A 23,710-nucleotide genomic window follows, 5' to 3' on the forward strand; every position below is an offset into this window, starting at 1 on the left:
GCCTGACGTGCTGAACATCGCCGCCACCGTCGCCGACTGGTTGTGGCGGGCAGCATCTCGGGCGGCTGCGTGGACGGCGACGTCTACGAACTCCGTCGTCGTCCACTGGCCGAGGACGGCCCGCCCGAATACGCCCGTTTCGACTCCTCCGACACCGACACCGACACCGACGCCTGGGCGGCGGTACTGATGTGCGGCGGCAGCATCAGCGTGTACGTGCAGCCGCCCACCCGGTCTTCGCCACTGGCGACCGCTTCCCCCACGCCCACACCGTCGTCACCGACGACTCCAGATTCGACATCCCGTTGCTGCGGGACGCACTGCAACGCCCGCGCACTTCCCGGTGAGTGATCAGCTTGCCCGGGTCAAGCAGCGACCGGAGCATCCGATGCGGTGTCGGCCGACAACCGAGCCAAAGCCCGCAGTCGGCGGCTTGAGTGGCTGCCCGGCCGGGCGGTCCAGCTGACCAGCCGCTGGTCCGGATCGATCGTGCTGGCCAGGGTGCTGCTCTCCAGTTCCAGGGTTCCCGCGACCGGGTGCCGCATGGTGGTGCCGCGGACCTCCACTGCCACCTGATACGACGACCACCACCCACGGAAAGCGGCATCGCGCTCGGCGAGTTCACCGACCAGCGCCTCCAGCCGGGCGCTGCCCGGGTTGGCCGAGGCCTCCATCCGCAGCTGCGCCACCGACTGCCGGGCCACGTCCTGCCAGTCGGCGTGCACCTCTCGCATCCGCGGATCCGTGAAGATCAGCCTTACCCAGTTGCGCTCGTCCTGCGGGATCCTCGCGAAGTCGGTGACCAGGACCGACGCCAGGTCGTTCCAGGCCAGCACGTCCATGTAGCGGCCAAGGACGAGCGCCGGAATGGCCGTCAGCCCGTCCAGCAGCCGTCGTAGCTGCGGCTGTACGCACTGAGCCCGGGGCCGCCGGGCCGCGCCGGCTTCCCGGCCGAGCAGGCCGAAAACGTAGTGGCGTTGCGTGTCGTCGAGCCGCAGCGCGGAAGCCACGGCCGCCAGCACGCTCGGGGTGACCGCGATCCGTGCCTGTTCGATGCGGCTGTAGTAGTCCGTGCTGATCGCGGCAAGCTCAGCCACTTCCTCGCGCCGGAGCCCGGGCACCCGACGTGGCTCGTCCCAGACCGTGAGGCCCACGGCTTCCGGAGGCAGCTCATCACGCCGGGCCCTGAGGAAGGCCCCGAGTTCCCTGGCACGTCCCCCGGGCATCAGCGGCCACCCTCTGAGCTCGGGACCGGACTCCGCCGGGGACCAGCCGGACGCTGGATCGCGAAGCATGGAAGTGCCATCTGTCCGATTGCCTTTCCTTCACAGGGCGTCTTACCGCCATGCAACAGGGCCTCTCAGGCACGGGGGAGAGCCTGTTGGGCGGGGTACTCACAGGGTCTCCCCGCCTCCGGAGCCTGCTCCTAAGCTGGTGATTTTGCGATACCAGGAGGGTTCCTTGGTTCGGTCATGACCCGGGACGCAGAAGTGTCTTGATGGCGCGGCGTTCGTCCATGGCCCGGTAGCCCTCGGCGGCCTGGTCGAGGGGCAGCGTGAGGTCGTAGACGCGGCCGGGCTTGATGCGGCCGGTCATGACGCGGTCGACGAGTTCGGGCAGGAAGCGACGTACGGGGGCGGGTCCGCCCTGGACGGCGACGTGGGAGTAGAACAGGGCGGCGCCGTCGAGGGTGACACCGTGAGGGACGCCGGTGATGCCCACTCCGCCGCCGGGCCTCGTGGAGTTCAGAGCCTGCTGGGTGGACTGTTCGGTACCGACGCACTCCAGGACCCGGTCGGCGCCGATGCCGCCGGTCAGGTCCTTGATCCGGGCCACGCCCTCGTCACCGCGTTCGGTGACGATGTCGGTGGCGCCGAACTCGGCGGCCAGCTTCTGCCGGGACTCGTGTCGGGACATGGCGATGATGCGCTCGGCGCCGAGTTCGCGGGCGGCCAGGACGGCGGAGAGGCCGACGGCTCCGTCACCGACGACGGCGACGGTGTCTCCGGGCCGCACGCCGGCGGCGACGGCCGCCCACCAGCCGGTGCCCATGACGTCGGAGCAGGCCAGCAGATCGGGCACCTGCGCGTCGGTGGGCAGGTCAGGGGTGGCGACCAGGGTGCCGTCCGCGAGCGGGACACGGACGTACTCGGCCTGGCAGCCGCCGACGAACTCGCGGTGGAGGCAGTTGCTGGGGTAGCCGTTGACGCAGTTGGGGCAGGTGCCGTCGCTGGCGAAGAAGGATCCCACGACGAACTGGCCCGGCCGCACCGTGGCGACCTCGTCGCCGACTTCCTCGACAATGCCGACGTACTCGTGCCCGGCGGGGGCGGGGTCCTTGGCGGGGTTGATGCCGCGGTAGTCCCACAGGTCCGAGCCGCACACGCAGGTGGCGAGAGTGCGGATGACGGCGTCGGTGGGCTTGAGGATCTTCGGGATGTCGCGTTCCTCGACGCGTACGTCCTTCGGCCCGTACATGACTGCTGCACGCATGGCGGGATGCTCCTTGCTGCTGTTCGAGGTGGATCAGAGGTCGCGGATGCGGGGGCCGGCGTACTCGGCGTCGGTGACGTGGTCGAGCCAGGTGACGTCGTCGCCCTCCCACAGGGCGAGGTGGGTCATGAAGTGGCCGGGGGCGGCACCGTGCCAGTGCTCCTCGCCCGGCGGGGTCCAGATGACCTGGCCCGGGTGGGCTTCCAGGACCCTGCCGCCGCGGGACTGGATCAGGGCGATGCCCTCGACGATGTAGAGGGTCTGGCCGACTCCGTGGGAGTGCCAGGCCGTACGGGCTCCGGGCGCGAAGTGCACCGCGTTGGCCCGAGCCTTGGAGGGCTCCGCGCCGCGGTAGATGACATCGGCCCAGGCGTCGCCGGTGAAGTTCGCCTCCCGCAACTTGCGGGTGGAGGGCCGCTCGAGCAACTCCATGAGGGGGCTCCTTGCTTCATGGGCCGCGGCAGTGCGCGGCCGGTCAGTCGGTTGGCAGGTTCGTTCGCCGGTGCCGTTCAGGCGGTCAGGCGTCGCCGCGCCGGGCGGTGCCCATGCGGGGAGCGGCCAGCGCGGCGACCAGGGCCACGGCGGCGGCCAGAAGGAGGCTGACGCGCAGGCCGTGTTCGAAGCCGGCCGAGGCGGACAGCAGTGCGCCGAAGACCGCGACGGCCAGGGCTCCGCCGATCTGCCGGCTGGTGTTGAACACGCCGCTGGCGGTACCGGTGTGCTGCGCGGAGACGTGCTCCAACAGCAAGGCGGTGGTGGGCGGCATCACCAGCGGCCCGGACATGCCGATGGGGATCAGCAACAGCGCGGTCACCCACACCGGCACCGATGCCGGCACGCCGGCCAGGGCGACCGATCCTGCCGCGATCAGGAGCAGCCCGGCGATGACCGGCACGCGCGGGCCGGTGCGCTCGGCGATCCGGGCGGAGAACGGGGTCAGGCAGGCACTGAGCAGCATCATCGGCAGGAACGCGATCCCGGCGCCCAGCGCAGACAGGCCGTGCTGCTGGAAGTACAGGGAGAACAGGAACGGCAGTCCGTAGAAGCCGACCATGAACGCGAACCCGATGCCGGTGGCGACGACCACGGTCGGCGAGCGGAACAGCGCGAGTGGCACCATCGGGTGGGCCACCTTCGCCTGAGCGGTGACGAACGCGGCCAGCGCCACGACCGCGACGCCCAGCGAGGCAAGCACCTGCGGCGCGGTGAACCCGGCCGCTCCGGCCTCGATGGCCCCGAAGGTGAGGCCGCCCATGGCCAGGATGGCGGTGGTCTGCCCGATCCAGTCGAACGGGGCCGGACGGGTTGGCGAGTGCGGCGTACGGGCGAGCAGCAGCAGGGTCAGGATGCCGACCGGCAGGTTGATCCAGAAGATCATCCGCCAGGAGGCCAGGCTCAGCACACCACCTAGCACTGGGCCCGCGGCGGCGGCGAGGGCACCGCCCATCGCCCACACCCCCACCGCGCGCGCCCGGCGAGCCGGGTCGGGGAACGCCTGGCGCACCAACGCCATCGAGGTCGGCATGGTCACGGCCGCGCCGATACCCTGCACCACGCGCGCGGCGACGAGCACCGGCAGCGACGGGGCCAGTCCGCACGCCACGGACGCGACGATGAACAGGGCCAGGCCGCCGGCGAACGCCTTGCGCGCGCCGATCCGGTCCGACAGGGCACCGGCCGACAACAGCAGCGCGGCGAACATCAGCGTGTAGGCGTCGACCACCCACTCCAGGCCGGTGATGCCGCCGCCCAGGGCGTCACGGATCGAGGGCAGGGCGACGTTCACGATCGTCGCGTCCAGGGTGATCACGAAGAAACCGAGGACGGCGGCCGCCAACGTCGCCGTGGCGTGCCGGTTCTTCCCGGGCGCGCCCGCCTCCGACGACCGGTGAGAGGAAGCGGTGAGGGGCATGACGGTGGGTGATCCTTCCGTAGTGGGGGCGGGCTCGACGGCCCGGTCACCCATCCACAGAACCACGCACCCCCTCTGACCTGGGAGTCCTTGTGGGGAGGGGTCCTGTCAGGGACCCTCCGCACCGGGGTGTGTCCTACGCTGAAGCCGTGCCGACCGACAGCGTCCGCGAGGACATCCGCAACTTCCTCACCAGCCGCCGCGCCCGCCTCACCACCGAGCAGGCCGGCCTGCCCGATTTCGGCGGGCGGCGCCAGGTCAGCGGACTGCGGCGCTCAGAAGTCGCCCAGCTCGCCGCGATCAGCGTCGAGTACTACACCCGCCTGGAGCGCGGCAACGTCGGTGGCGTCTCCGAAGAGATCCTGGACAGCCTTGCCGGCGCCCTCCGGCTCGACGACGTCGAACGCGCCCACCTCGCCGCCCTCGTCCGCGCCGCCAATGCCCCCCACCGCGCCACCGACCGTGACGGCGGCGCCTCGCACGTGCGCGACAGCATCCAGCAGGTCCTCGACGCCATGACCGGCGCTGTCGCCTTCGTCCGCAACGCCCACCTGGACGTCCTCGCCACCAACCAGTTGGCCCGTGCCCTGTACGAAGAGGCAATCGACACCGCCGAGCAGCCACCCAACCTGGCCCGCTTCGTCTTCCTCGATCCGCGGGCGCGCCGCTTCTACCGAGACTGGGACCGCATCGCCCACGACGCCGTGGGAAGCCTGCGCGCCGAAGCCGCCCGCACGCCCGGCAACACCGACCTCGCCGACCTCATCGACGAACTCGCCTCCCGCAGCACCGAATTCTCGACACGCTGGGACGCACACGACGTCGAGTACTACCGCAGCGGGCAGCAGCACTTCCACCACCCCACGGTCGGTGAACTCGACCTCGACTACGACGCCCTCGAAATCCCCGCCGACGCCGGCCTGACCATCGTCACCTACACCCTCGCTCCCGCCGCGCCGCACGCCTCCGCGTTCCATCGGCTACAGCGGCACAGCCCCACCTCCGCCGAGCGGCCAACCCCGCAGGCTGACGGCGACCCATCCTGAGGAAGCCGCCTGCCCCCTCAGTCCGTTGGTCTTAGTGCTTTCTTCCGAGACGCTGCACCAAGGGGACTGATTCGGGCCCAGCCCGGCGTCCATCGTGTGAGCGCATGAACGATGCAGCGCACCAGGGCTCCAGCGAACGGGCATTGAACGCGGTCCGGGGCTACATGGACCAATGGCATCGCCGTACGAGACGCGCTGGACGGTCTGGACGGGGGAGGTTCGATCGAGGTGTACGCCATCCTGAACGGCCTGTTGCGCTCCACCATCAGCATCGTGGAGCTGACCGGCAGGCCGTCGCAGCCGGACGATCTGGTGCGGCAGGCCGACGAGGTAGCCGCCGCGGCGCCGACTCATTACGAGTTCGCCGTGGGCGAGGCGACACGGATCTGGGCGGGCGGTGACCCGTCGTCGATGCGCGCGGTATCGTGCCGAGACCTCACAGGGGCGGTGCACATAACGGCCGTGGACGTCGCCGCTCTGGGACTGGCGCTGTGGGGCACGCCCGGGTTCCTCCGTCTTCTCGAGGAGGCCCACGAGGTGGCCGCGCCGGTGGGCGGTCGGCCTTGAGGCATCTGACCGCCCATTCGCGGCGTCCGGAGCCAAGACTCTCGCCGGCCTCATCGTCGATGCCGCCCTACCAGGCGAAGCTGGCGAGACCTTGAACGGGCCGGGTTCCTCATCGACAACGCGTTTGTCGCGCCTCCGCAGCTTGCTGCCGCTCGGAATCCGACTCGCGTAGTCGCTGCCGAACCTCGGCGTCAATCCCCTGCGCCAGCCTCCGCTGATGCTTCACCGTCGAGTGCTGATGGATCAGCTGGGCGCGCTCCGAGGACTGACCGGCACGGACCATGAGGTCCTTCAGCTTCGCGCCGGTGTCGGCGGCGAGGTTGTTGCCGGTGTGGCGCAGGTCGTAGAAGCGGAAGGGATCCGCCAGATGTTGACCCAGTGCAGCTGGCCGGCGCCGCGGCCCAGCCGCATGCGCAGTCGTATGCAGTAGCCCTGAACACGTGGGCGGGGCCGCCCCGCCATTCCACCTGCTGCGGATCGTCCAAAATGGTCTTGGGGTCGGCGACCCCAGCGCCTTCGAGGAACACGGCCAGGTCGTGGTCGCTGTAGGCGGTGCCGAGGATCTCGTCCCGACCATGGCGGTGCACGGTGGCCCTCCGACCGCATGAGAGGGAGGGCCGGTGCACGACGATCGGCGCGCTGGTCACACCGTCCAGCGCGCCCCGGTCCGGTTCGGTGAGCCAGTCGGCCCAGGGCGTCCAGGAGTGTCACCGGTCCGGTCGAAGCGGCCGAGTCGTCGCTCGCGCCCGTCACCTGCCCCGACGTCATGGGCCGCTTCTCGCGCAACCCTGGCCTCGGAGCCTGATGGCGCTTCAGCGGGCTGTGCGGGTCAGGCAGTGAGGTCTTTCCTGACGAGGGTGGTGAACGCGGTGGCCGACGCCTCCTGTTGCACGTCCACGCTGGGAGCCGCTCCGCTGGCCGAGGGAAGCCGGAGCGCTTTGACCTCGGAGGCGGGGAAGTCTTCCCGGGCCAGGCCGAGCGTCACGTGGGGCCAGAAGCCGTCCTCCGCGATGTTCAGATGCTGGGTGATGTCCTGCTGAATGCGGCCCAGCTCAGGGCTGTGGTCGACGCCCAGGCGGACTTGTTCTCCCCTTTGCACGGTGGCCTCGTCGTACTGGTAGGCCGGGTTCTTCCGCAGGGTCCAGCTGCCGTGGCGTACCTCGCCGGTCAGGCGGACAGCAGGCGCAGACCATGTTCCTTCGCTGATGAAGGAGCGTGCGTCGGCCAGTTTCCGGTCGTCCGCGCCGTGCAGGAAACCCAAAGTGATGTGAATGTGCTCCGGATACTGCGGGTCGACGCGGTCCTGAAACTCGCGTTGCAGGTCGACCAGATCGTCCACCAGCTCGGACGGGACCCTCAGACAGATGAACGCGTTCGTCGTCTGACCACTCGCCATTGCTTTCCTCCGTGTTCACACTCCGCGCCCACAGCGGATTCCCGCCCGCAGGCGACCTCGTCGCCTCGGCTTCACAAGGCGAGCGCGCCCAGCCTGAGCTACGGCTCCGGCAGGCAGGCGCCGGATCCGCCCGACCGAGGCGGACGAATGTCCCTCCAAGAAACCAGCCCCGCCGCCCCCGCGCACCTCGGGCTGTCACGCTGCGTGATGGGTCCTGGCCCGTCGGGCGGAGCGGCTCACCTCGCGAAGTCGCCGACAACGTCGCCCGCGAGACGGGAGAGGAGCCGCGGCCGCGCGAGGGCACCAGGGAGGAGGTCGGTCAGCGGTTCAGCGGTGGCGGAGTTCCTCAGCCCAGTCCCGGAGTAGGACCTCGAGGTCGAGGTTGTCGCCGCGGGCCACGGTCTGGAGCAGCTGCGCGCACGGTCGCTTCGACGGCCAGGCCCGCCGGACTGCCCAGGATCGGGAAGGCAGCGCGGACGCGGGCGGCGGCGTTCAGCTGGAGCAGGGTGTAGGCGTAGAGCATGGCCGCGTCGAACCCCACCGGCGCGCTCCCCCAAGCCTCCCAGTCCCGTCCAGTCCATGTACTGCTGCGGCGCAGCGATGCGCTCCTTGCCTGGCCGCCGACACCTTCTCCAGCACCCCGGCGCGGTCCCGCCAGGACGCCGGCAATTGGAGGTCGTCCTGGAGCACCGGGTCATCGGACAGGACAGGCTCGGCGACGCGGGCCGACAGCTCAGCCCGGTAGGCGGTGACCTCGTCGACGGCGTCGTGCACGCCCAGGAGCGCGGGCCGGTGCACATCGAAGTCACCGAAGGCGTGCTGGGCGTCCAGGGCGCGTCCCACTGCTTCCCCGCCGCCTTGTCCTCCGGAGTGGGCACCAGCCGCAGCCACGCCGGGACGCCGGCGGCGGTGCGGGCTGGGCGGGAGGGGTGGTGAAGGCGATGGTCGCTGTGCGCCGGTGCACTCCCAAGAGGAACGACTCATTCCAAAATATTAACGCTATGTAGTGATATACCACTCTCTGTAGTCGCACCGGACAGGTGCGGCGAGCAGAGAAAGGACTGATCACCCGTGAGCAATGCGGTCACCGAGGGCGTCTGGACCTCGACCACAGTCGATGACCCGAAGTACAACCCGACCGGTCTGGGCACCGACCACGTGGAATGGGGCGTCGGCACGAAGAGCGGCTACCGGTTCTCCGGCGGTTCCGTGCCGGTGAAGCTGGACGGCACGGAGTTCACCCTCGGCACGTTCACGCACGAGAACAAGCCTCTCGACGGAGGCGTCACCGGCCGGGAGTTCGACGTCCACCTCAAGGTGGCCATCACCTTCCAGGACCAGGTCGAGCACTACTTCAGCTTCCGCTTCCACCACAACGAGACGGACGACGGCCCCGACTTCGTCACCCTCGACGAGTTCCGCTCCCCGGAGACCGCAATGATCGACGGCGAGAAGTACCACGTCGTCATCAGCGGCTTCAAGCAGGACGGAAAGATCACCCGGCGCTTCGTCAGCCCCGAGGACGGCTCCAACAGCGCCGACATCGTCGCCATGTTCACCGCGAAGAACAAGAAGCCGCGGCTGGAGGCAAGCGTCAACCGCCAGGGCGTGAACCCCGGCGAGTCCGACGAGTACGTAGAGCTCCGCAACATCGGCAACGCTCCCCTGGACCTGTCCGGCTACACCATCTCCGGGCCCAACACCGACAAGAAGTTCACCTTCCCCGCCGGGGCCGAGCTGGAGGCCGGCGACCGCATCCGCGTCTACACCAACGAGACCCACCCCGAAACCGGCGGCTACTCCTTCAACAGCCCCGAACCGATCTGGCTCAACGCGGACGAAGGCGAGGAAACAGTCCGGATCAGCCCGCCCCGCTGACCCCTCCGTACCCGCTCGAGGCGGCCGAACCTCACAGTCCCCGAGTAGAGGCTTCGAGGGGCAGGACGGGCCGGGTAACTCACCGACGGTGTCGTGCGCGCCGTTGCGCTGGTGTCCTCGCCGGGCTGTGCTCGTCGGACCAGCGACACTGGCAGCGCGTGCACGGTCCAGGGCCTGCTCCCCCGTACAGGCCAGACCACATCCTTCTCCGGTTGACTGACCGGCCGGTGGCCGACCCACGGCCCAGGGGCCCGGGGCCGTGGGTCGGCCCGTCTACAGCCCTGGCGTCCACTAGGAGGGCCCGCACCCATTACAGGCACGGGCCCTGCGGCCGGCCGGGTTCAGGGGACGGGGTTGACGGTGACCTCGGTGTCCGGGCACTCCTCGGCGATGCGCCGCATGGCCGCCTGCTCGGCCGGATCCACGCTCAGCTCCCACCCGAGCTTGACCGCCACCTGGTCGGACAGATAGCGGCATCGCTGGGAGGGGTTGTCGGGCACGATCCAGGTGGTGACGTCCTGGTCGGACTTCTGCCGGTTGGAACTCTGGCTGACCGCCACCAGATGCCGGTCATCGCCCAGGTAGTTGGCGTACTCCACACGGCGCTGCCTCGTCCACTGCCAGGCGCCGGAATCCCAGGCTTCCGCGAGCGGCACCATGTGGTCGATGTCGGTCTTGGTGACCTCGGTGTCGTCGTACCAGGAGCACCAGAGGCCCCCGGTCAGGGTGCAGCGCCCGGTCCGCGTCGGCGGCTCGATGGCCTCGGCCAGCAGGACCTCGGCGCGGGTGTTGCAGCCGCACAATCACCCGCCCGTGCACAACAGTCGTACCGGCGAAACGAAACACCCACCGGCGTGGGCGAGCACGGTCAACGGCACCATCGGGCGCAGTTGCCCGTCGCGTAACCGAGACCGTGCCGCCGGACCCTGGCTTATCAGGTTCCCCGGGGAGCTCGGTCAGCGGTAGCGGAGTTCCGCAGCCCAGTCCCGGAGCGGGGCTTCGAGGCCGTTGAAGGTCACGCTACCGCTCGCCATGTTCTGCTCCTCGTTCGCGAAGGAGGGTGAGGGGTGGCGAGGCGGACAGGTGCGAGGCTGTCCGTATCAAGGGGTCACGCCTCGTCCGATGCGGTCGAGCCGGACCAGGCCCAGGCGGGTCCCGTACTGGGTGTGAAGCCAGATGCGGCCTTTCTCCCCGCTGCCCTGCAGACGCGGGGCACCGAAGTGGTGGGTCCGGCCGTCGGAGGTCTTGATGTGCACTTCGGCCTTGTCCACACACCAGTAGGACACGGAGCCGGAGGTGTCCATCCGAATGTAGGCGGGGTAGAGGTCGAGGTCCTCGTCCAGCAGCTGCGGCTTGCGCGGGTCGTTGTACTCGGCCTTCTGGACGGGGGCGACCCGGATGTCAGCGTCCTCGGTGTTCTCCTCGCCCATGATGAAGCACGTCTTCGCGCCCTTCTCGAAGTCGCCGTTGTCGCCGGTCGTGAGCGCGAACTCCCTGCCTCCGATGCCGAGGTAGATCCAGCTGTAGGTCTCGGATCCGCCCTCGCTGGACGTGTGCACCGTGGCCCTGATCTGCTTGATGTCTGCCATGAGACTGCTTCCTCTCGTTGACGGCTCTTCAACCGCTGCGGCGTTCGACGTCACCGGCGCTTGCACGCCAATTGGCCAGCCCGACCGGCGCGGAAGGAGCCGCACTGCCGGGGACCTACTCGGATGCCGTGGCATCGTGCGCTGCGCGCTCCGTTCGGGAGTGCGCAGCGGGCGGGGTGGGCGCGAAATGTCGGTGAACCTGCCGAACACCCTGCTCATCACCCTTAGCGATGAACCATTGCCCAGAGTAACCATGGTGAAGGGCGCCGCAACTCGACAAGGCTCCCGCTGCCCGCCACGGCCCGCGCCAGCCGTCCGCAAGATCGCCCGGCAGGTGACAGAAGCTTCCTCACCCTCCGTGACCAGCTGTCCTTCGCACGCCCCAACGCCCTCTGCCACCGCAACGCCGCCGACCACGTCGAGGAAGCGATGCTGAACACCCTCAGATGAGCCAACCCGCACCCGGCACCACGGCCGGCGACGGCCGGCCATCGCGGGTCGCCGCGCCTACCCTCGGTCGCGGGCAGCTCGTAGGCGCGCACCTGCTCGTAGGTCAGCAGCACCCGCTCGGTGTGGCTCCAACAGCCCGTGCGCGCCGCCCAGTCGCGTTCGATGTCCTTCGGTAGCCGCGTAGAGCTTCAACGGGACTTCTCTGAACTAAGGAGAATGTCCCGTGATCAGGTGCCGGGACGATCAGCCCTGAGGGGAAGCGCCGTAATGGGGCCGGAGAACGGCTGCGAACGGTACGGGTGTTAGTTTTCCTTCCCGTGTTAAGACACCAGGACGAGACCAGGGCGGCCTACGACGGGGTCGTCGACTTGTATGCCTCGATGTTCAGCGATCAGTTGGAGACGCGGCCGTTCGCGCGGAACATGATCGGCACCTTCGCCGAGCTCGTGCGTGGCACGGGGAACCTGCGGGTAGCCGACGTCGGGTGCGGCCCCGGTCATCTGACGGCCATGCTGCATAACTTGGGGCTGGACGCCTTCGGGCTCGACCTCTCCCCGGCCATGGTCGACCACGCTCGGCGGGCCCATCCGGCGCTGCGGTTCGACGAAGCACGAATGGAAGCCCTGCCGGTCGAGGACGGCGCGCTCGGCGGAGTGCTGGCCCACTACTCGATGATCCACACCCCACCTGGAGAATTGCCCGCGCTGCTCGCCGAGCAAGTGCGTGTCCTGGCACCAGGGGGCCTGCTCCTGGTGTCCCTCTTCGGGACCGAGGGACCGGAGCCGGTCCGCTTCGACCACAAGGTGACGCCTGCCTACAGCTGGCCGGCGGACCAGTTCGCCGAGCTGCTGGCCGCGGCCGGCCTCGTCACGTTCGCCCGGCTGCTCCATGACCCAGCGACCGAGCGGGGCTTTCTCGACACTCATTTGCTGACCCGCCGTCCTTAGCCGTGAGTCGGGGATGTGTAGATCATCCGCGTGGATGAGGCTCGGCTACAGACGTTCCGGAGAGCGAGAGCCGCTCTGCCTGCCGCCTCGGTACTGTGACTTCGCATGACCAACACCGAGATCGAGATCACCGCAGACCTGGTCCGCAACCTGCTGCAGGAGCAACATCCAGACCTTGCAGGACTGGCCATCCGCGAGGTGGCAGGCGGCTGGGGCAACCAAATGTGGCGCCTTGGGGACGAGTTGGCCGTGCGCATGCAGCGCATGGACCCCACCCCGGCGCTCCAGCTAAAGGAGCGGCGGTGGCTGCCTGTGCTGGCCCCGCGACTGCCGCTCCCGGTGCCGACTCCGGTGCGGCTCGGCGAACCGTCCGAGCGCTTTCCTAAGCACTGGACCGTGATGACGTGGGTTTCTGGCGAGCCACTGGACCACGTCTCGATCAACCGCGGCGCCCACGCGGCCGACACGCTGGCGGGTTTCCTCCGGGCACTGCACGTGGAGGCGCCCGCCGAGGCGCCGATACCTACGGACCGCGGTGCCCATCCCAGGGACTGCACGGACGGCTTCGACCACTTCCTCCACGCCGTTGCCCTCGACGACCTCGCCGACGATGTCCGGGCCGTCTGGGACGACGCTGTCGCAGCGCCAGAGTGGGAGGGGCCACCGCTCTGGGTACATGGCGACCTCCATCCCGCGAACGTCGTGGTCTCGGACGGAACGCTCTCGGGCATCGTCGACTTCGGTGACATGTTCGCCGGCGATCCGGCATTGGACCTCGCCGCCGCATGGGTGTTGCTACCCACGGGCACGGCCTCACGGTTCTTCGACACGTACGCGCGTGCAGACGAGGCGGCGATCCGGCGCGCCCGCGGGCTGGCCGCTATGAAGAGCCTCTTCCTGATGCTCATGGGGCAGAACGGAGATAGGGGCCTTCCCGGCGGCAAGCCGCACTGGGGACCCGTAGGCCGGGCGGCACTTGATCGTGTTCTGAAGGGCGTTTGACGCACGCTTCTTCGAACTTGTTCTCGATCTTGATTGAGCCATGCGGCAGCCCACCTTCGTGGGTTCATCGATCACCACGTGTGGTGGGGATGCCCAGGTCCACGGCCGTAGGCTGCCCGTGGCCCCGATCGAGCTGGCGGAGCTTCTCCTCGGCACCGGCCAGGCTGACCTGGAGACCTTCGACCTCGCCGAGCCAGCCCTCCGCCTCGGCTTCGGCGATTCGGGCGATCAAGTTGTCGCGGATCTCGGCAAGCCGCGCCCGTTGGGCCGGGTCAGGTCGCAGGAGCGAACATCTGACACAAGCGTGCTCATGAATGCAGGCGGTGCCGTAGGCACGAGCGCAGGTGCCGACGGAGAGCTTGCGGCGTTCGAAGTGACCGAGGAAGTCCTCCCATTCGGCTTCGGTGGGGGTGCGGTACTCCTCGGTGGGGCGCAGAGTGCGGCGGCGGGTGATGAAGGCGCGGTGGGCTTCAATGGTCTCGGTGGGGTAGACGGCGTTGTAGCCCATGGTGGTGTTGATGTTGGTGTGACCGACGATGACCTGGGCAATGTGGGGCGGCAGGCCGGAGCGGATGGCGTCGGTGATGAACATGCGCCGGAAGTCGTGCGGGGCGAAGTCCATGGGTTGGCCGGTGGTGTCGGTGAGGCCAATGAAGGCGAGGATCTCGGCCAGGGCGCGGCGGATGAATTCGCCGGTCATGCGGGAGGGCTCTCCGGCGCGGTCCCACTGGAACAGCAGTGGTGCGGGCGGGTTCCAGATGCGTTCTTCGTAGTCGTAGGCAGCCAGCAGCGGGATGGCGCCGGTACGCGGGTCGCGAACCCGGCGGACGATGGTGGCCAGGACATCGGCGAGCTCGGGGCTGACGAGCAGGACGCGCTCCTGGTCGGTCTTGGAGGGAGCGATCTGGAGCAGGGGGACGATCTCGCCGGTCGTGGGCAGGCGGTACTGGACCAGGGCGTGGTGGCTGGTCTCCAGCATCTCCTCGATGCGGGCGCCGGTGTGGCGCAGGAACTCCACCGCTGCCCAGGCCCAGAAGGCGCGGTGCTCGGCGAGGTCGAAGTGCAGGAGCGTCCCGGCCGCGTCGCGGGCGCTGGCGCCGCCGTTCTTGGTGCGGACGAAGACGACGCCGCCGACGGTGAACGTCGCGCCTGGTGACACGGCGTGCAGGGCTTCCAGGCAGGCCAGGCGATGGCGGTGGTGGTCGGCCGCGGCCCGGGCAAAGGTCTCCAGGGCAGGGAGACGTTCGCGGGTGCGCTGGTCCATGCGGGCTTTGACCCGCTTGGTGCGCTTGGCGTCCAGGGTCTCCGCTTCCTTGATCGGACACGGCGCGGCCCATGGCCCCCAGCGGGCCGGCTCCTCCACCGCCCAGCGTGCGATGTCGAGGTAGAACGCGCGCACCGTCATCATCAGCAGGGCCCGGTCGGCCCGCTCGACCACTGTCTCTTCCACGGTGCCGTCCAGGCGCTTGCGCCGCTGGATCCGGGTGCTCAGGCGCTCTTTCCAGGCGGTGACCACCTCCGGTGGCAGGTCCAGGGAGGCGATGCCGGGGTGGTGCCGTTCCAGATCGGACCAGAAGTTCCGGGTCAGGTTGCGTGCCAGGTTGTCCAGCGTGCTGTAGTCCAGCCGGTGCCGCCGCTCCTCCAGGTAGTCGATCAGCAGCGCCCGGACCGTCGCACTCTCCACCCCGTGCCGGTCCACTAGCTGCTCGCAGGTGAGCTGACCGGTAAGTCGGCCCAGCAGCCGCAGTGTCGTCGGTGCGTCGGAGGGCAGATGGCCCAGCTCACGCAGCCAGGAGTAGAACAGAGTGCTCCCGCCACCGCTTCTGACGCTGCCAGCCGCGCGTGCAACGGCGGTGTACTCAAGCGCGTCGCCGACGGTGATGTCCGCCAGGCCGCCCCCCTTGGCCAGGAGGATCCTGGTCAGCGCCAGACGGGCCTTGCCTCCCGCAAGGGCCGACCATCGCCCTGGATCGACGTGCGCCTCCAGCTGGGCGAACCCGGCTGGGTCACGAACCTCCTCGACGAACTCCCTCAGATGTGTGCTGCGATGGCCGGCCAGCCAGCCCAGCGGCAGGCGCACCACGTCAGCACCGGCCAGTGTCAGCAGTCCGGACTGCACGGTGCCCCACCGCGTCACGCCGGTGGCCGAGGCGATCCAGGTCGGTCCCTGCTCGGCCCACCGGCGCGGGCAGGCCGCCGCGGGCGAGGCTTCCCACCGCTCCTGCCAGCTCGTCCCGGGAAAATCGGCCAGCCAGGTGAGGATCGCGCGGGCCCCCGTCAGCCGGTACCAGCCGGTGTTGGCGACGGCCGGATCGTACGGCGGCATCCGCAGCGCGGCGAGAACCTCCTGCGCGGGCTTGCACGTCATCGACCACCGCGTCCCGGCTTCACGGGCGGGAAACCGGGCGCGGGCCTGTTCCAACGGTCCGCCCGCGGCCTGGGGCACCGGCAGCCGCTCGCCGGGGCCAGCGGCTGCCGTGCCGGTCAGATGCCGGATACGGGCCTTCACCAGGATCCTCCGAAAAGGTCAGTGAGGGCCTGGGCCCGGTATCCAGCGGCGGGCACCGCCGGGATCCGGGCCAGCCGCTCCTGGCGCACATGGTGTGCCCGTACGGCTTCGACGATCTCGTCGCGGCCAGCTGGCACGTAGATCTGAGTGGTCGTCAGATGGGCGTGGCCCAGGACCCACTGGACATCCGTCAGCGCCAGCTTCGGATCCCGCGCCATCCGGTACGCGGCTGTGTGCCGCAGATCGTGAAGTGTCCAGTTCGCCCCCAGCAGGGCGTTAGCCCGGTTCAGCATCGCCCGGGCCGCGTGGTACGTCAGCGGACGGAACGGCCGCCGCAGTGTCCACCACAACTTCTCGGCTGGATCCCGCGGCACTCCCGCCCGCCATGCCTCCTCCTGGTAGAGCCGCAGCCACACGAAGGCGTCCGGGGACGACGGCAGTTGTTGATACGCCCGTGTTCCTTTGCGGATCACCCCGAGCAGCTGATCGCCCGGCAGTGGGTCACGCTGGCAGCTCGTCAGCAGTTCTTCGGCACGGGCGCCGTTGGAGACCCAGAACGCCAGCAGGGCCCGGTCCCGGTGGTACCGCAGAGCGGCGAACAGTTCGTTGAATCTGTGGTCAGGGATCCGCCGCGGCAGCCGGGCCGGGACCGACGGCCGGTAGCGGCCTCCGCCCGATACCCGGGCCGAGCCGCCCGCGGCAGCCGGACGGCGGCGATCCCGCCCTGCGGGAAACGGATTGATGATCGGGCCTGTGCCTTCCTCCAAGTGGAAGGCGTAGAACGACCGCAGCACAGCCTCGCTGTGCACCCGCGTCCGCGCCGAGTACATCGCCCCCGGCGCGGCCCGGCCGGTTACCGGATTCGGCACTCCTACCGGAGGCCGTACCGGAGGCGCGGCGGCACCGCTGGAGGCCCGACGGCGCCAGTGGACGCGGACCGGCTTCGGCGCCACCTGCATCCAGCGGGCGAAGTCCCGGGCATCCACCCGCGTGACACGGTTCCATGCCAGCCCCCATCCGGCCAGGAACCGCCACCAGCGCAGCAAGTCCATCCCGTACGAGCGGACCGTCGACACCGGCCGTCCACACGCCTGAAGCTCACCGAAGAACGCGTCAACCGGCTCCACCACGGCCCCGTCCGTATCCAGTAACACGTACGGTCGGCCAGGATCCACAGTCTCCACCAGCCCACCCGATTCCGGCAGCACGAAACTCACCAGATCCCGGGTGGGGCCACCCATCTCAAGCATGGGCGGGAAGCTAGCAGGAATGGTCTTTGACCTGCGAATACGCCGCCTTTAGTTCAGTCAACGGGACATCCCGAAAGCGATGGTGCCCGGCCAGGTAGCGGTAGCCCTCATGCCTCCAGCCTCGGCGGCCGTGCCCCCCCCCCGGCTTCCGGGAGGGAAGCCGCAGCCGCACGAGGGCACCGGGGGCTCGGTCAGCGGTGGCGGAGTTCCTCAGCCTGGAGCGCGCACACGCCGACATTGGCCCCGCCGCGATGAACGCGGTACTTGGCGACCGCCAGATAGGGCACTCAGTCACGGCTTCGCCCCACCGAGCACCTGCGATGATCAGCCGCGGCACGCTTGGAGGCTTCGTGGACGCTACCGCTCTCAGCAGTCCAAACCGACTGTGGTCAGCGCAGGAGGTCTTGGTGCGCCCGAGCCCAGTCCCGGGAGTTGCAGGCGTGTACGGGTGGCACTTCGAGCAACCGCCCCATCCGGATCTGGACGCCCGGCGCCTGCTCTACGTCGGAATAGCCCCGCGTTACATGGCCAACCGGACCAGCACCCAGAACCTGCGCAAGCGGGTGCGCTACCACTTCCGGGGCAACGCGGCTGGCTCAACCCTGCGGCTCACCCTCGGATGCCTGCTCGGACTTGAGCTGCGCCGCGTGGGCAGCGGCAAGCGGATGACCTTCGGCAAGGCCGGCGAAGCCGCCCTCAGCCAGTGGATGGCGGATTACGCGCGGGTGTGCTGGGTCGAGCAAGACGACCCGTGGACCTCGGAGTCACAGCTCATCTCCCAACTCGACCTCCCACTGAACCTCGACCAGAACCGCCACAACGCGTTTCACAGTCGCCTGAAGGAGCTACGGGCCCAAGCACGCCAGCGAGCACGGGAGTTGCCCATCAGCTCGTAGGCCGCCGCCGGGCAGTTGTCTGGGCCGTCCCTGGGCCGTCCGACGTCGCTCAACAGTGGCCTACGACGACCAACGACGACCGCTCGGCCGCTCATGAACACCGCCCTGACCAGGAGAGACCCAGCTCACCAAGGTCCCCGGAAAGACCCAGGGCAAGAAGAAGTAAGCCCATACCTTCATGCCCCCATCTGCGAGTGCGTCTTCAGGTAGAAGCGCTCGATGTGCTCGGCATCCAGGCTCTCAAGCCGGTCGGCGCCCAGGTCGGATACGGGGTACACCCGTACGCCACCTCTTACCCGTACTTCGTGTAGATCTTCTGATCTCCCCCTCATGGCGCGCTCGATGTAGTGGTGGTACACGGCGTCGGTTCACGGCATCACAACAGATACATCCACAGCTTCGGCCAGACGGATGTCCCTGAAGGCACTCTCGTGAGTGTCGGTCAGGGTCCGGAACAGCGGCCACGCGATCGTGGGGTTAATGCCGCATGGACTCTTCCTAAGGAGGAGTTCTGTGCCCAGAAATAGGAGGTCCATAGGAGGTCCAATGGATACGAACGCGGAGTCGGAGGGTCAGTCCGCCGCAGTAGCCGGCCTCTGGCGATACTACGAGGAGCACGCGGCCCAGGCACGCCAGCATGAAAACCTGCGGGCGACCGTGACAAGCACGCTCGCGGCCATCGCGGCAGCAGTCGTCGGACTGGCCGGAGTGGGCGGATTGTCGGAGGCAGACATCCCGGCCGGAGTGGTGGTGATCATCCTCAGCGCTCTCGGCGTTGCGCTCAGCATCAAGCACTACGAACGCAACAGGATGCACACCCAAATCCTCAGCGTGATCGGGAAAGAGATTGATCAATCGGGACAGAATCCGACCATCAAGGTGAAAAGCACGCGCGAACTGCGGAAGCTCGGCAGGGTGCAGCACGAAAAGAAGTTCTCGGTACTGAGACGCCCTGAGCCAGAATCCTCCGAGCCTTCAACCCCTGTGCGTTCACCCTGGGTAGATCGTGTCAGGCTCCATATTCTCTGGCTGGGGCTCCCCGTCGGGATCGGGCTCACCGGTGTCGCAGTGATCATTCTGTCTGCCGTCGGGGTAAGGACGCGGTGAGCCACCGGCTCCCCTCAACCGCCTCTCCCACAATCTTGTGCTTCAGAAGCGGTTACATCATCCACGGAACCGAGCCCCTCGGACCAGCTAGAGATCATGCGACCACTCCGCTCTTGTCAAGACCCCAGCACCTGTGCCACATCCATGCCAGATCGTGCGGGGAACCACGGGGAACACCGGGGAGCCAGCCCAACGCCCACCAGGCGCCGACACTGCTCCGCCGCAGGTCAGCCCCAGAGCAAGCCCGAAATGCCCTTAGCTTCCCAAGCTGAGAGCGCGAGTTCGATTCTCGTCACCCGCTCCATGTGAAACCCCCAGGTCAGAGACCCGGGGGTTCTTTGTTGTCTAGACCGGTCGGACGGTCGCGCACGATAACCGCACCATTAGCTCTCGGCAGCCTCTTCGCTGTGGTGCGCACATATCTGATCTACAGGCTTGCCAGCCGACAACCCCGGGACTGAGGCACATTCACCGGTTCACTCATCAGCCCAGCCGGTAGATGTCCTCAAGTTCCTGCCGGTCAGCCGGAAGTAGCACGCCAGAGGCTTGCAGCGCCTGCCCGGATGCGTCGCACGCGATGACGAGGACGCTCAGCACTGGCACGCCGTCCGGCAGGCCCAAGAGTCCCGCTTCATCCGCGTCAGGAAGTCGAGCCGATCAGTTCGGTCCTGGAGTGGCACCCCTCCGAGGCGCCCGGGATGCTCGCGGCGACAGCCCGAGGTGTACGCGGCACCTGCGAGATGCGGGACGCCGGCCTTCCCGTCCCTCTCACCGACGAAGGCCCGACCGTCCATGAGGTCGACCTGGACGAGGCCCTGAACCACAACCAGTTGGCCCGCGCCATCCTGACGACCGTCACCCTGGACGAGGCAGAGGCACACAGCCGTGAGATCTGCGGCTACTCGGAAATCGACTACGAGCGCAACAAGGCCGCATGGCTCAAGGATCAAGGATCAAGGATCAACGGCCGACGAAGCTCGACGCCGATTCGGTCCTTGCCCAACTCGACCAGTTCGAGACGGAGGCACGAGGCCGCGGAGTCACGCACACGACGTTCCGCCACCTCACAGCGCGATGAGCTGCGCCGACTACTCATCAACAGCCGATGGGATCAGTACGCGGCTCCGTTGTGGAGCCTGCACCAATGAGCGCCTACGGCAGCGATCCGGACCCCAACGTGCAGGACGTCACCGGCAACGGCACCGAGGCCGACGTTGCCACCAACCTGCTGAACGGCGACGTCAGGCTCTGCATTCTGTGGACCCAAGAGATCCTCTTGTCCGCCGATGCAGCCGACCAGGTGGCCGAAGCCCTTCGACGAGCCGCAGCGCAGTCCCGGCGCATCACAGCTGCCCCAAGTGCCGACTGAGTGACAACCTTCTTCACGGGTTCAAGGCGGCTCGCCCCGCACCCCGCGCGCGGCCCGGCCCCCGTCCGGGCCTGCGCTCCTGTCGCCGCCCCGCTCCAGCCCGGCCGGCGCCCGTGCCGCGCGCACAGCAGTCAGCCGCCTACTGCCAGAAAAGGGGTACGCCGTGGCTGGGGCGGTCGGCTCCACGGCTTTAGGCAGCCACTTTGGCGCGAGCCTCGAAGATCATGGCCCCAACGTCGTGCTTTAGAGGTAGTTTCTTATGGCTTGATCGCTCGCTGAACGGTGTCGGACGGATCCCTTTGAGGTTCCGTTGGTGGTGGTACTGGCGAGCAGGGATACCCGAGGGTTCAGCATCCTGAGCCTGATTCCGGTCACGAGCGCACGTACCCCGTTGCGGGCAGGTCCCCTGCCCGAAACCGGTGTTACTCAGACCGCTCGGGGGAATAGCTGCTCGACTGCGGTCACCACCGCGGCACGGCGGGCGGCGGTGGTGGGGTCCACGGCGTGTGCGGCGGCGGCCTTGCTGAGTTCGGGTTGCGACGCCCAGGTCATGGCGATCTGGTTGACCAGGGCGAGGACGTCGGCCGGGTCCCAGGCGGGGTCGAGCTGTCCAGCCTGCTGCACCTGGCGGAGCTGGTCGATTTTGCGGGCGATCACTGCCTGGTCGGGATCGTCGGCACCGGCTGTGGTGCCCTGCAGTTCGAGGCGGCCCCAGGTGATCAGGCGGTGGTGGTCTGGACGGGCGACGAAGTAGTCGAACAGGCGGCCCGCGTAGCCAGGGAGGTCGGACGGGTCCATCTGGGTGGCCTCGGCGATGACGACATACTCCCGTGCAGCAACAGCGGCATAAAGCGCGTCTTTGCTGCGGAAGTAGGCGTAGACGCGTTCTTTGCTGGTTTTGGCGAGCTTGGCGATGCGGTCCACGCGGGCGCCGGCGATGCCGTGGCCGGCGAACTCCTCCATGGCAGCGGCAAGGATGCGCTCGCGCGTGGTGTCGCCGCCGGCGGTGGGCGCTGCGGTCTGGCCGGAGTCGCGGGACTGGGGCATAGGCCCAGAATAGAGCACCGAACCGTTCGGTTTGGTCGTCGGGGTGGTCGGCGCGTACAGTCAAACGGAACGGTTCGGTTTGGCCTCTGTGGGTGAAACCGACGAAATAGCGAGGGAGTGAACTCATGCAGCACCGCAATCTGGGCTCTCAGGGTCTGCGCGTCTCGGCGCTCGGCCTGGGGGCCATGGGCATGTCCATGGCCTACGGCGCCTCGAACGACGACGAGAGCATCGCGACCATCCGCCGCGCCCACGAACTCGGCATCGACTTCTTCGACACCGCCGAGCTGTACGGCGCCGGTACCGGCAGTAACGAAATCCTCCTGGGCAAGGCAGTCCGCGACTTCCGCGACGAGGTGGTCCTCGCCACCAAGTTCGGCTTCGACATGACGACCCAGCCGCTGGGCTCCGGCTTCAACAGCCGCCCCGAGAACATCCGCAAGGTCGCCGAGAACAGCCTGCGCTTCCTGCAGAGCGACCACATCGACCTCTTCTACCAGCACATCTCCGACCCCACCATTCCGGTCGAGGAGGTCGCGGGCGTGGTCGGCGATCTGATCACCGAAGGCAAGGTGAAGTACTTCGGCCTGAGCAACGTCGGCCCCCAGTACATCCGACGCGCCCACGCCGTCACCCCGCTCTCGGTGCTCCAGTACGAGTACTCGCTCTTCGAGCGGGAGGTGGAGGAGGAGATCCTTCCCGTCCTGCGGGAGCTCGGCATCGGCTTGGTGCCCTACTCCCCGCTCGGCCGCGGATTCCTGACCGGGGCGGTCAAGCCCGCGAGTGAATACCCCGCGGACGACATGCGCAGCTGGGACGAGCGCTGGCAGGGCGAGAACTATACGTACAACCTCCGCGCCACCGAACAGCTCAAGGAACTCGCCGCGGCCAAGGGCATCACCACCGCCCAACTCGCGCTGGCCTGGCTCCTCGCCCAGGGTCAGGACATCGTGCCCATCCCCGGCACCCGCAGTGCCAAGCGTCTCGAGGAGAACGCCGGCGCGGACAGCGTCCAGCTCACTGACGCCGACATGGCCCACATCACCGAGATCCTCCCCCACGGCTCGGCGGGCAGCCGATACCCGGCCGCGATACTGTCCACCTTCACCACCGACTGATCCCGCCGACGCCACAACGCCTCTCCACCGTTTATGTGGTGAGGCGCCGGTGGCAGATGAGAGCGGCGGCTATGCCGACGAAGGCAAGGAAGTGCTCGGGCTTGCGTTCATAGCGGCGGTGTGGGCGACGGCATCCGCCAAGCCAGGAAACCGTACGTTCAACGACCCATCGATGACGGCCGAGCCGCTGCGAGGGCTCGATGCCCTTGCGGGCGATGCGGTGGGGTATGCCGCGGCTGCGGAGCCATCGTCGCAGGTGCTTGTAGTCGTAGCCTTTGTCCGCATGCAGTTTCGCCGGGAGTCTGCGCCGAGGTCCGCGGCGGGAGCGAATGGGCGGGATGCCGCGCACAAGCGGTTCCAGGGCCTGGCTGTCGTGCATGTTGGCTCCGGAGATGCCCAGCGACAGCGGCAGTCCGTTCCGGTCGGTGAGCAGGTGAATCTTCGTTCCTGACTTGCCACGATCGGTCGAATTCGGTCCCGTCAGCATCCCCCTTTTGCTGCACGGATGCTGACCGAATCGATCGCGCACCGCGACCAGTCCAGCTCACCCCGAGCACCGAGTTCATCCAGGACCACGCGGCAGAGCCGGGCCCAGACCCGGTCCCGACTCCACTGTGCGAACCTCCGGTACACCGTCTGCCATGCCGGACCGAACACCGGCGGGAGCTGCCGCCACGTACAGCCGGAGGTCGCGACGAAGATGATCGCGGCCAGTGCCTCGCGGTCACCGGCTCGACGCCGCCCCCCGCCCTGTGGACGCTTCACCTCGGCGGGCGGCACCACCCGCCGGAACAGAGCCCACAACTCGTCCGGTACCAACCGCTCAACAGGAATCGTCATGCCCGGTTCAAAACGCGATCGGGCCATAAGGAACGATGTCTAAAGCGGGTGTCGCAGGTTCGAATCCTGCCGGGGGCACCAGTCAAAAGGCCCCAGACCGATCTTGGTCCGGGGCCTTTGACGGCGAAGTGTGATGGCAATGGTGGCTCGCTACCACACCGTCACTCTCACAAGCACGCCGAGAGTCCGAGCGGCACCGCTCACAGCACGCTCTGCGGCTGTGGGGCGGTCCTGCTTCCGATTGCCTCAAAGGGTCATGGGGTCGCCGGCTATATCCTCGATCCAGAACCTGTC

23 protein-coding genes and 3 pseudogenes are annotated in these 23,710 nt (G+C 68.3%); 12 read left to right on the forward strand and 14 right to left on the reverse strand.

Features of this window, described 5'->3' with window-relative positions; all coding sequences use genetic code 11:
• Positions 1–42 precede the first annotated feature (42 nt).
• On the forward strand, positions 43–351 hold the full coding sequence (locus ACFT32_RS21425; RefSeq protein WP_382491446.1) for a hypothetical protein: 309 nt from the start codon (positions 43–45) through the stop codon (positions 349–351).
• 14 nt (positions 352–365) lie between these two features.
• Here ACFT32_RS21425 and ACFT32_RS21430 read toward each other — a convergent pair whose 3' ends face one another.
• From ACFT32_RS21430 to ACFT32_RS21445, 4 genes are all read right to left on the reverse strand, one after another.
• Entirely contained in the window at positions 366–1,226 is an 861-nt protein-coding gene (locus tag ACFT32_RS21430) for a helix-turn-helix domain-containing protein (RefSeq protein WP_382491449.1), read from the reverse strand.
• Positions 1,227–1,470: 244 nt separating this feature from the next.
• Complete coding sequence (locus ACFT32_RS21435; RefSeq protein ID WP_382491451.1) at positions 1,471–2,493, reverse strand: zinc-dependent alcohol dehydrogenase family protein; 1,023 nt, start codon at positions 2,491–2,493, stop codon at positions 1,471–1,473.
• 33 nt (positions 2,494–2,526) lie between these two features.
• The gene (locus tag ACFT32_RS21440; RefSeq protein ID WP_382491454.1) at positions 2,527–2,925 is read right to left on the reverse strand and encodes a cupin domain-containing protein; all 399 of its coding nucleotides are present in this window, start codon (positions 2,923–2,925) and stop codon (positions 2,527–2,529) included.
• A gap of 85 nt (positions 2,926–3,010) precedes the next feature.
• Entirely contained in the window at positions 3,011–4,405 is a 1,395-nt protein-coding gene (locus ACFT32_RS21445) for an MFS transporter (protein ID WP_382491457.1), read from the reverse strand.
• Positions 4,406–4,554: 149 nt separating this feature from the next.
• Here ACFT32_RS21445 and ACFT32_RS21450 point away from each other — a divergent pair, with 149 nt between their 5' ends.
• Positions 4,555–5,451 carry a helix-turn-helix transcriptional regulator gene (locus tag ACFT32_RS21450; RefSeq protein WP_382491460.1) on the forward strand — a complete coding sequence of 299 codons (897 nt, stop codon included), beginning with the start codon at positions 4,555–4,557 and terminating at the stop codon, positions 5,449–5,451.
• A gap of 228 nt (positions 5,452–5,679) precedes the next feature.
• Positions 5,680–6,018, forward strand: a complete 339-nt coding sequence (locus tag ACFT32_RS21455) for a hypothetical protein (RefSeq protein WP_382491462.1) — start codon at positions 5,680–5,682, stop codon at positions 6,016–6,018.
• Between the two features lie 109 nt (positions 6,019–6,127).
• Here ACFT32_RS21455 and ACFT32_RS21460 read toward each other — a convergent pair.
• The 3 genes and pseudogenes from ACFT32_RS21460 to ACFT32_RS21470 form a co-directional block, all read right to left on the reverse strand.
• Positions 6,128–6,379: pseudogene (locus tag ACFT32_RS21460) on the reverse strand (site-specific integrase); the annotation flags it as partial.
• A 67-nt stretch (positions 6,380–6,446) separates the two neighbouring features.
• Positions 6,447–6,665, reverse strand: a pseudogene (locus ACFT32_RS21465) (hypothetical protein); the annotation flags it as partial.
• 182 nt (positions 6,666–6,847) lie between these two features.
• On the reverse strand, positions 6,848–7,357 hold the full coding sequence (locus tag ACFT32_RS21470) for a 2'-5' RNA ligase family protein (RefSeq protein WP_382491465.1): 510 nt from the start codon (positions 7,355–7,357) through the stop codon (positions 6,848–6,850).
• Between the two features lie 726 nt (positions 7,358–8,083).
• Here ACFT32_RS21470 and ACFT32_RS21475 point away from each other — a divergent pair.
• Together ACFT32_RS21475 and ACFT32_RS21480 are read left to right on the forward strand one after the other, a co-directional pair.
• The gene (locus tag ACFT32_RS21475) at positions 8,084–8,350 is read left to right on the forward strand and encodes a hypothetical protein (RefSeq protein WP_382491468.1); all 267 of its coding nucleotides are present in this window, start codon (positions 8,084–8,086) and stop codon (positions 8,348–8,350) included.
• A 135-nt stretch (positions 8,351–8,485) separates the two neighbouring features.
• The gene (locus ACFT32_RS21480; protein WP_382491471.1) at positions 8,486–9,292 is read left to right on the forward strand and encodes a choice-of-anchor K domain-containing protein; all 807 of its coding nucleotides are present in this window, start codon (positions 8,486–8,488) and stop codon (positions 9,290–9,292) included.
• 341 nt (positions 9,293–9,633) lie between these two features.
• Here ACFT32_RS21480 and ACFT32_RS21485 read toward each other — a convergent pair whose 3' ends face one another.
• Both ACFT32_RS21485 and ACFT32_RS21490 read right to left on the reverse strand, forming a co-directional pair.
• Entirely contained in the window at positions 9,634–10,095 is a 462-nt protein-coding gene (locus tag ACFT32_RS21485; RefSeq protein WP_382491474.1) for an HNH endonuclease family protein, read from the reverse strand.
• 297 nt (positions 10,096–10,392) lie between these two features.
• Complete coding sequence (locus tag ACFT32_RS21490; protein ID WP_382491477.1) at positions 10,393–10,881, reverse strand: hypothetical protein; 489 nt, start codon at positions 10,879–10,881, stop codon at positions 10,393–10,395.
• A gap of 767 nt (positions 10,882–11,648) precedes the next feature.
• Between ACFT32_RS21490 and ACFT32_RS21495 the strand changes: the two genes are divergently transcribed.
• Both ACFT32_RS21495 and ACFT32_RS21500 read left to right on the forward strand, forming a co-directional pair.
• Complete coding sequence (locus ACFT32_RS21495) at positions 11,649–12,278, forward strand: class I SAM-dependent methyltransferase (RefSeq protein WP_382491479.1); 630 nt, start codon at positions 11,649–11,651, stop codon at positions 12,276–12,278.
• Positions 12,279–12,383: 105 nt separating this feature from the next.
• The gene (locus ACFT32_RS21500; RefSeq protein ID WP_382491481.1) at positions 12,384–13,280 is read left to right on the forward strand and encodes an aminoglycoside phosphotransferase family protein; all 897 of its coding nucleotides are present in this window, start codon (positions 12,384–12,386) and stop codon (positions 13,278–13,280) included.
• A gap of 64 nt (positions 13,281–13,344) precedes the next feature.
• Here the strand turns inward: ACFT32_RS21500 and ACFT32_RS21505 are convergent, their stop codons facing one another.
• Positions 13,345–15,789, reverse strand: a complete 2,445-nt coding sequence (locus ACFT32_RS21505) for a tyrosine-type recombinase/integrase (RefSeq protein WP_382491484.1) — start codon at positions 15,787–15,789, stop codon at positions 13,345–13,347.
• On the reverse strand, positions 15,786–16,919 hold the full coding sequence (locus ACFT32_RS21510) for a tyrosine-type recombinase/integrase (protein ID WP_382491487.1): 1,134 nt from the start codon (positions 16,917–16,919) through the stop codon (positions 15,786–15,788). Before ACFT32_RS21510 ends, ACFT32_RS21505 begins: the two co-directional genes overlap by 4 nt.
• 440 nt (positions 16,920–17,359) lie before the next feature.
• Between ACFT32_RS21510 and ACFT32_RS21515 the strand changes: the two genes are divergently transcribed.
• The gene (locus ACFT32_RS21515; RefSeq protein ID WP_382492714.1) at positions 17,360–17,935 is read left to right on the forward strand and encodes a GIY-YIG nuclease family protein; all 576 of its coding nucleotides are present in this window, start codon (positions 17,360–17,362) and stop codon (positions 17,933–17,935) included.
• Positions 17,936–18,481: 546 nt separating this feature from the next.
• Positions 18,482–19,042, forward strand: a complete 561-nt coding sequence (locus ACFT32_RS21520; protein WP_382491490.1) for a hypothetical protein — start codon at positions 18,482–18,484, stop codon at positions 19,040–19,042.
• 483 nt (positions 19,043–19,525) lie between these two features.
• Here ACFT32_RS21520 and ACFT32_RS21525 read toward each other — a convergent pair whose 3' ends face one another.
• Complete coding sequence (locus tag ACFT32_RS21525; RefSeq protein WP_382492717.1) at positions 19,526–19,645, reverse strand: hypothetical protein; 120 nt, start codon at positions 19,643–19,645, stop codon at positions 19,526–19,528.
• Between the two features lie 11 nt (positions 19,646–19,656).
• Between ACFT32_RS21525 and ACFT32_RS21530 the strand changes: the two are divergent.
• Positions 19,657–20,190 (forward strand): annotated as a pseudogene (locus ACFT32_RS21530) (DUF1152 domain-containing protein); the annotation flags it as partial.
• Entirely contained in the window at positions 20,187–20,411 is a 225-nt protein-coding gene (locus ACFT32_RS21535) for a hypothetical protein (protein ID WP_382491493.1), read from the forward strand. The pseudogene ACFT32_RS21530 and the gene ACFT32_RS21535, both read left to right, overlap by 4 nt.
• 426 nt (positions 20,412–20,837) lie before the next feature.
• Here ACFT32_RS21535 and ACFT32_RS21540 read toward each other — a convergent pair whose 3' ends face one another.
• Positions 20,838–21,458, reverse strand: coding sequence for a TetR family transcriptional regulator (locus ACFT32_RS21540; protein ID WP_382491495.1), 621 nt, complete (start codon positions 21,456–21,458; stop codon positions 20,838–20,840).
• Positions 21,459–21,583: 125 nt separating this feature from the next.
• Here ACFT32_RS21540 and ACFT32_RS21545 point away from each other — a divergent pair, with 125 nt between their 5' ends.
• A complete protein-coding gene (locus ACFT32_RS21545; protein ID WP_382491498.1) occupies positions 21,584–22,576 on the forward strand; it encodes an aldo/keto reductase in 993 nt (330 codons plus the stop codon).
• Between the two features lie 31 nt (positions 22,577–22,607).
• Here ACFT32_RS21545 and ACFT32_RS21550 read toward each other — a convergent pair.
• Positions 22,608–23,416, reverse strand: a protein-coding gene (locus tag ACFT32_RS21550; RefSeq protein ID WP_382491501.1) for an IS5 family transposase whose coding sequence is annotated in 2 segments (ribosomal slippage) — positions 22,608–23,066 and positions 23,069–23,416 — 807 coding nt in all. Because the reading frame shifts where the segments join, the coding sequence is not laid out codon by codon here.
• Positions 23,417–23,710: the final 294 nt, after the last annotated feature.

Source organism: Streptomyces sp. NPDC057002 (assembly GCF_042673825.1).
Taxonomy (GTDB): Bacteria; Actinomycetota; Actinomycetes; order Streptomycetales; family Streptomycetaceae; genus Streptomyces.

Excerpts from the sequence above, each read along its gene's own strand:
- ACFT32_RS21430 (WP_382491449.1), bottom strand. The coding sequence starts at position 1,226 with ATGCCCGGGGGACGTGCCAGGGAACTCGGGGCCTTCCTCAGGGCCCGG.
- ACFT32_RS21435 (WP_382491451.1), bottom strand. The coding sequence starts at position 2,493 with ATGCGTGCAGCAGTCATGTACGGGCCGAAGGACGTACGCGTCGAGGAA.
- ACFT32_RS21440 (WP_382491454.1), bottom strand. The coding sequence starts at position 2,925 with ATGGAGTTGCTCGAGCGGCCCTCCACCCGCAAGTTGCGGGAGGCGAAC.
- ACFT32_RS21445 (WP_382491457.1), bottom strand. The coding sequence starts at position 4,405 with ATGCCCCTCACCGCTTCCTCTCACCGGTCGTCGGAGGCGGGCGCGCCC.
- ACFT32_RS21490 (WP_382491477.1), bottom strand. The coding sequence starts at position 10,881 with ATGGCAGACATCAAGCAGATCAGGGCCACGGTGCACACGTCCAGCGAG.
- ACFT32_RS21500 (WP_382491481.1), top strand. The coding sequence starts at position 12,384 with ATGACCAACACCGAGATCGAGATCACCGCAGACCTGGTCCGCAACCTG.
- ACFT32_RS21515 (WP_382492714.1), top strand. The coding sequence starts at position 17,360 with ATGATCAGCCGCGGCACGCTTGGAGGCTTCGTGGACGCTACCGCTCTC.
- ACFT32_RS21520 (WP_382491490.1), top strand. The coding sequence starts at position 18,482 with ATGGATACGAACGCGGAGTCGGAGGGTCAGTCCGCCGCAGTAGCCGGC.
- ACFT32_RS21535 (WP_382491493.1), top strand. The coding sequence starts at position 20,187 with ATGAGCGCCTACGGCAGCGATCCGGACCCCAACGTGCAGGACGTCACC.
- ACFT32_RS21540 (WP_382491495.1), bottom strand. The coding sequence starts at position 21,458 with ATGCCCCAGTCCCGCGACTCCGGCCAGACCGCAGCGCCCACCGCCGGC.
- ACFT32_RS21545 (WP_382491498.1), top strand. The coding sequence starts at position 21,584 with ATGCAGCACCGCAATCTGGGCTCTCAGGGTCTGCGCGTCTCGGCGCTC.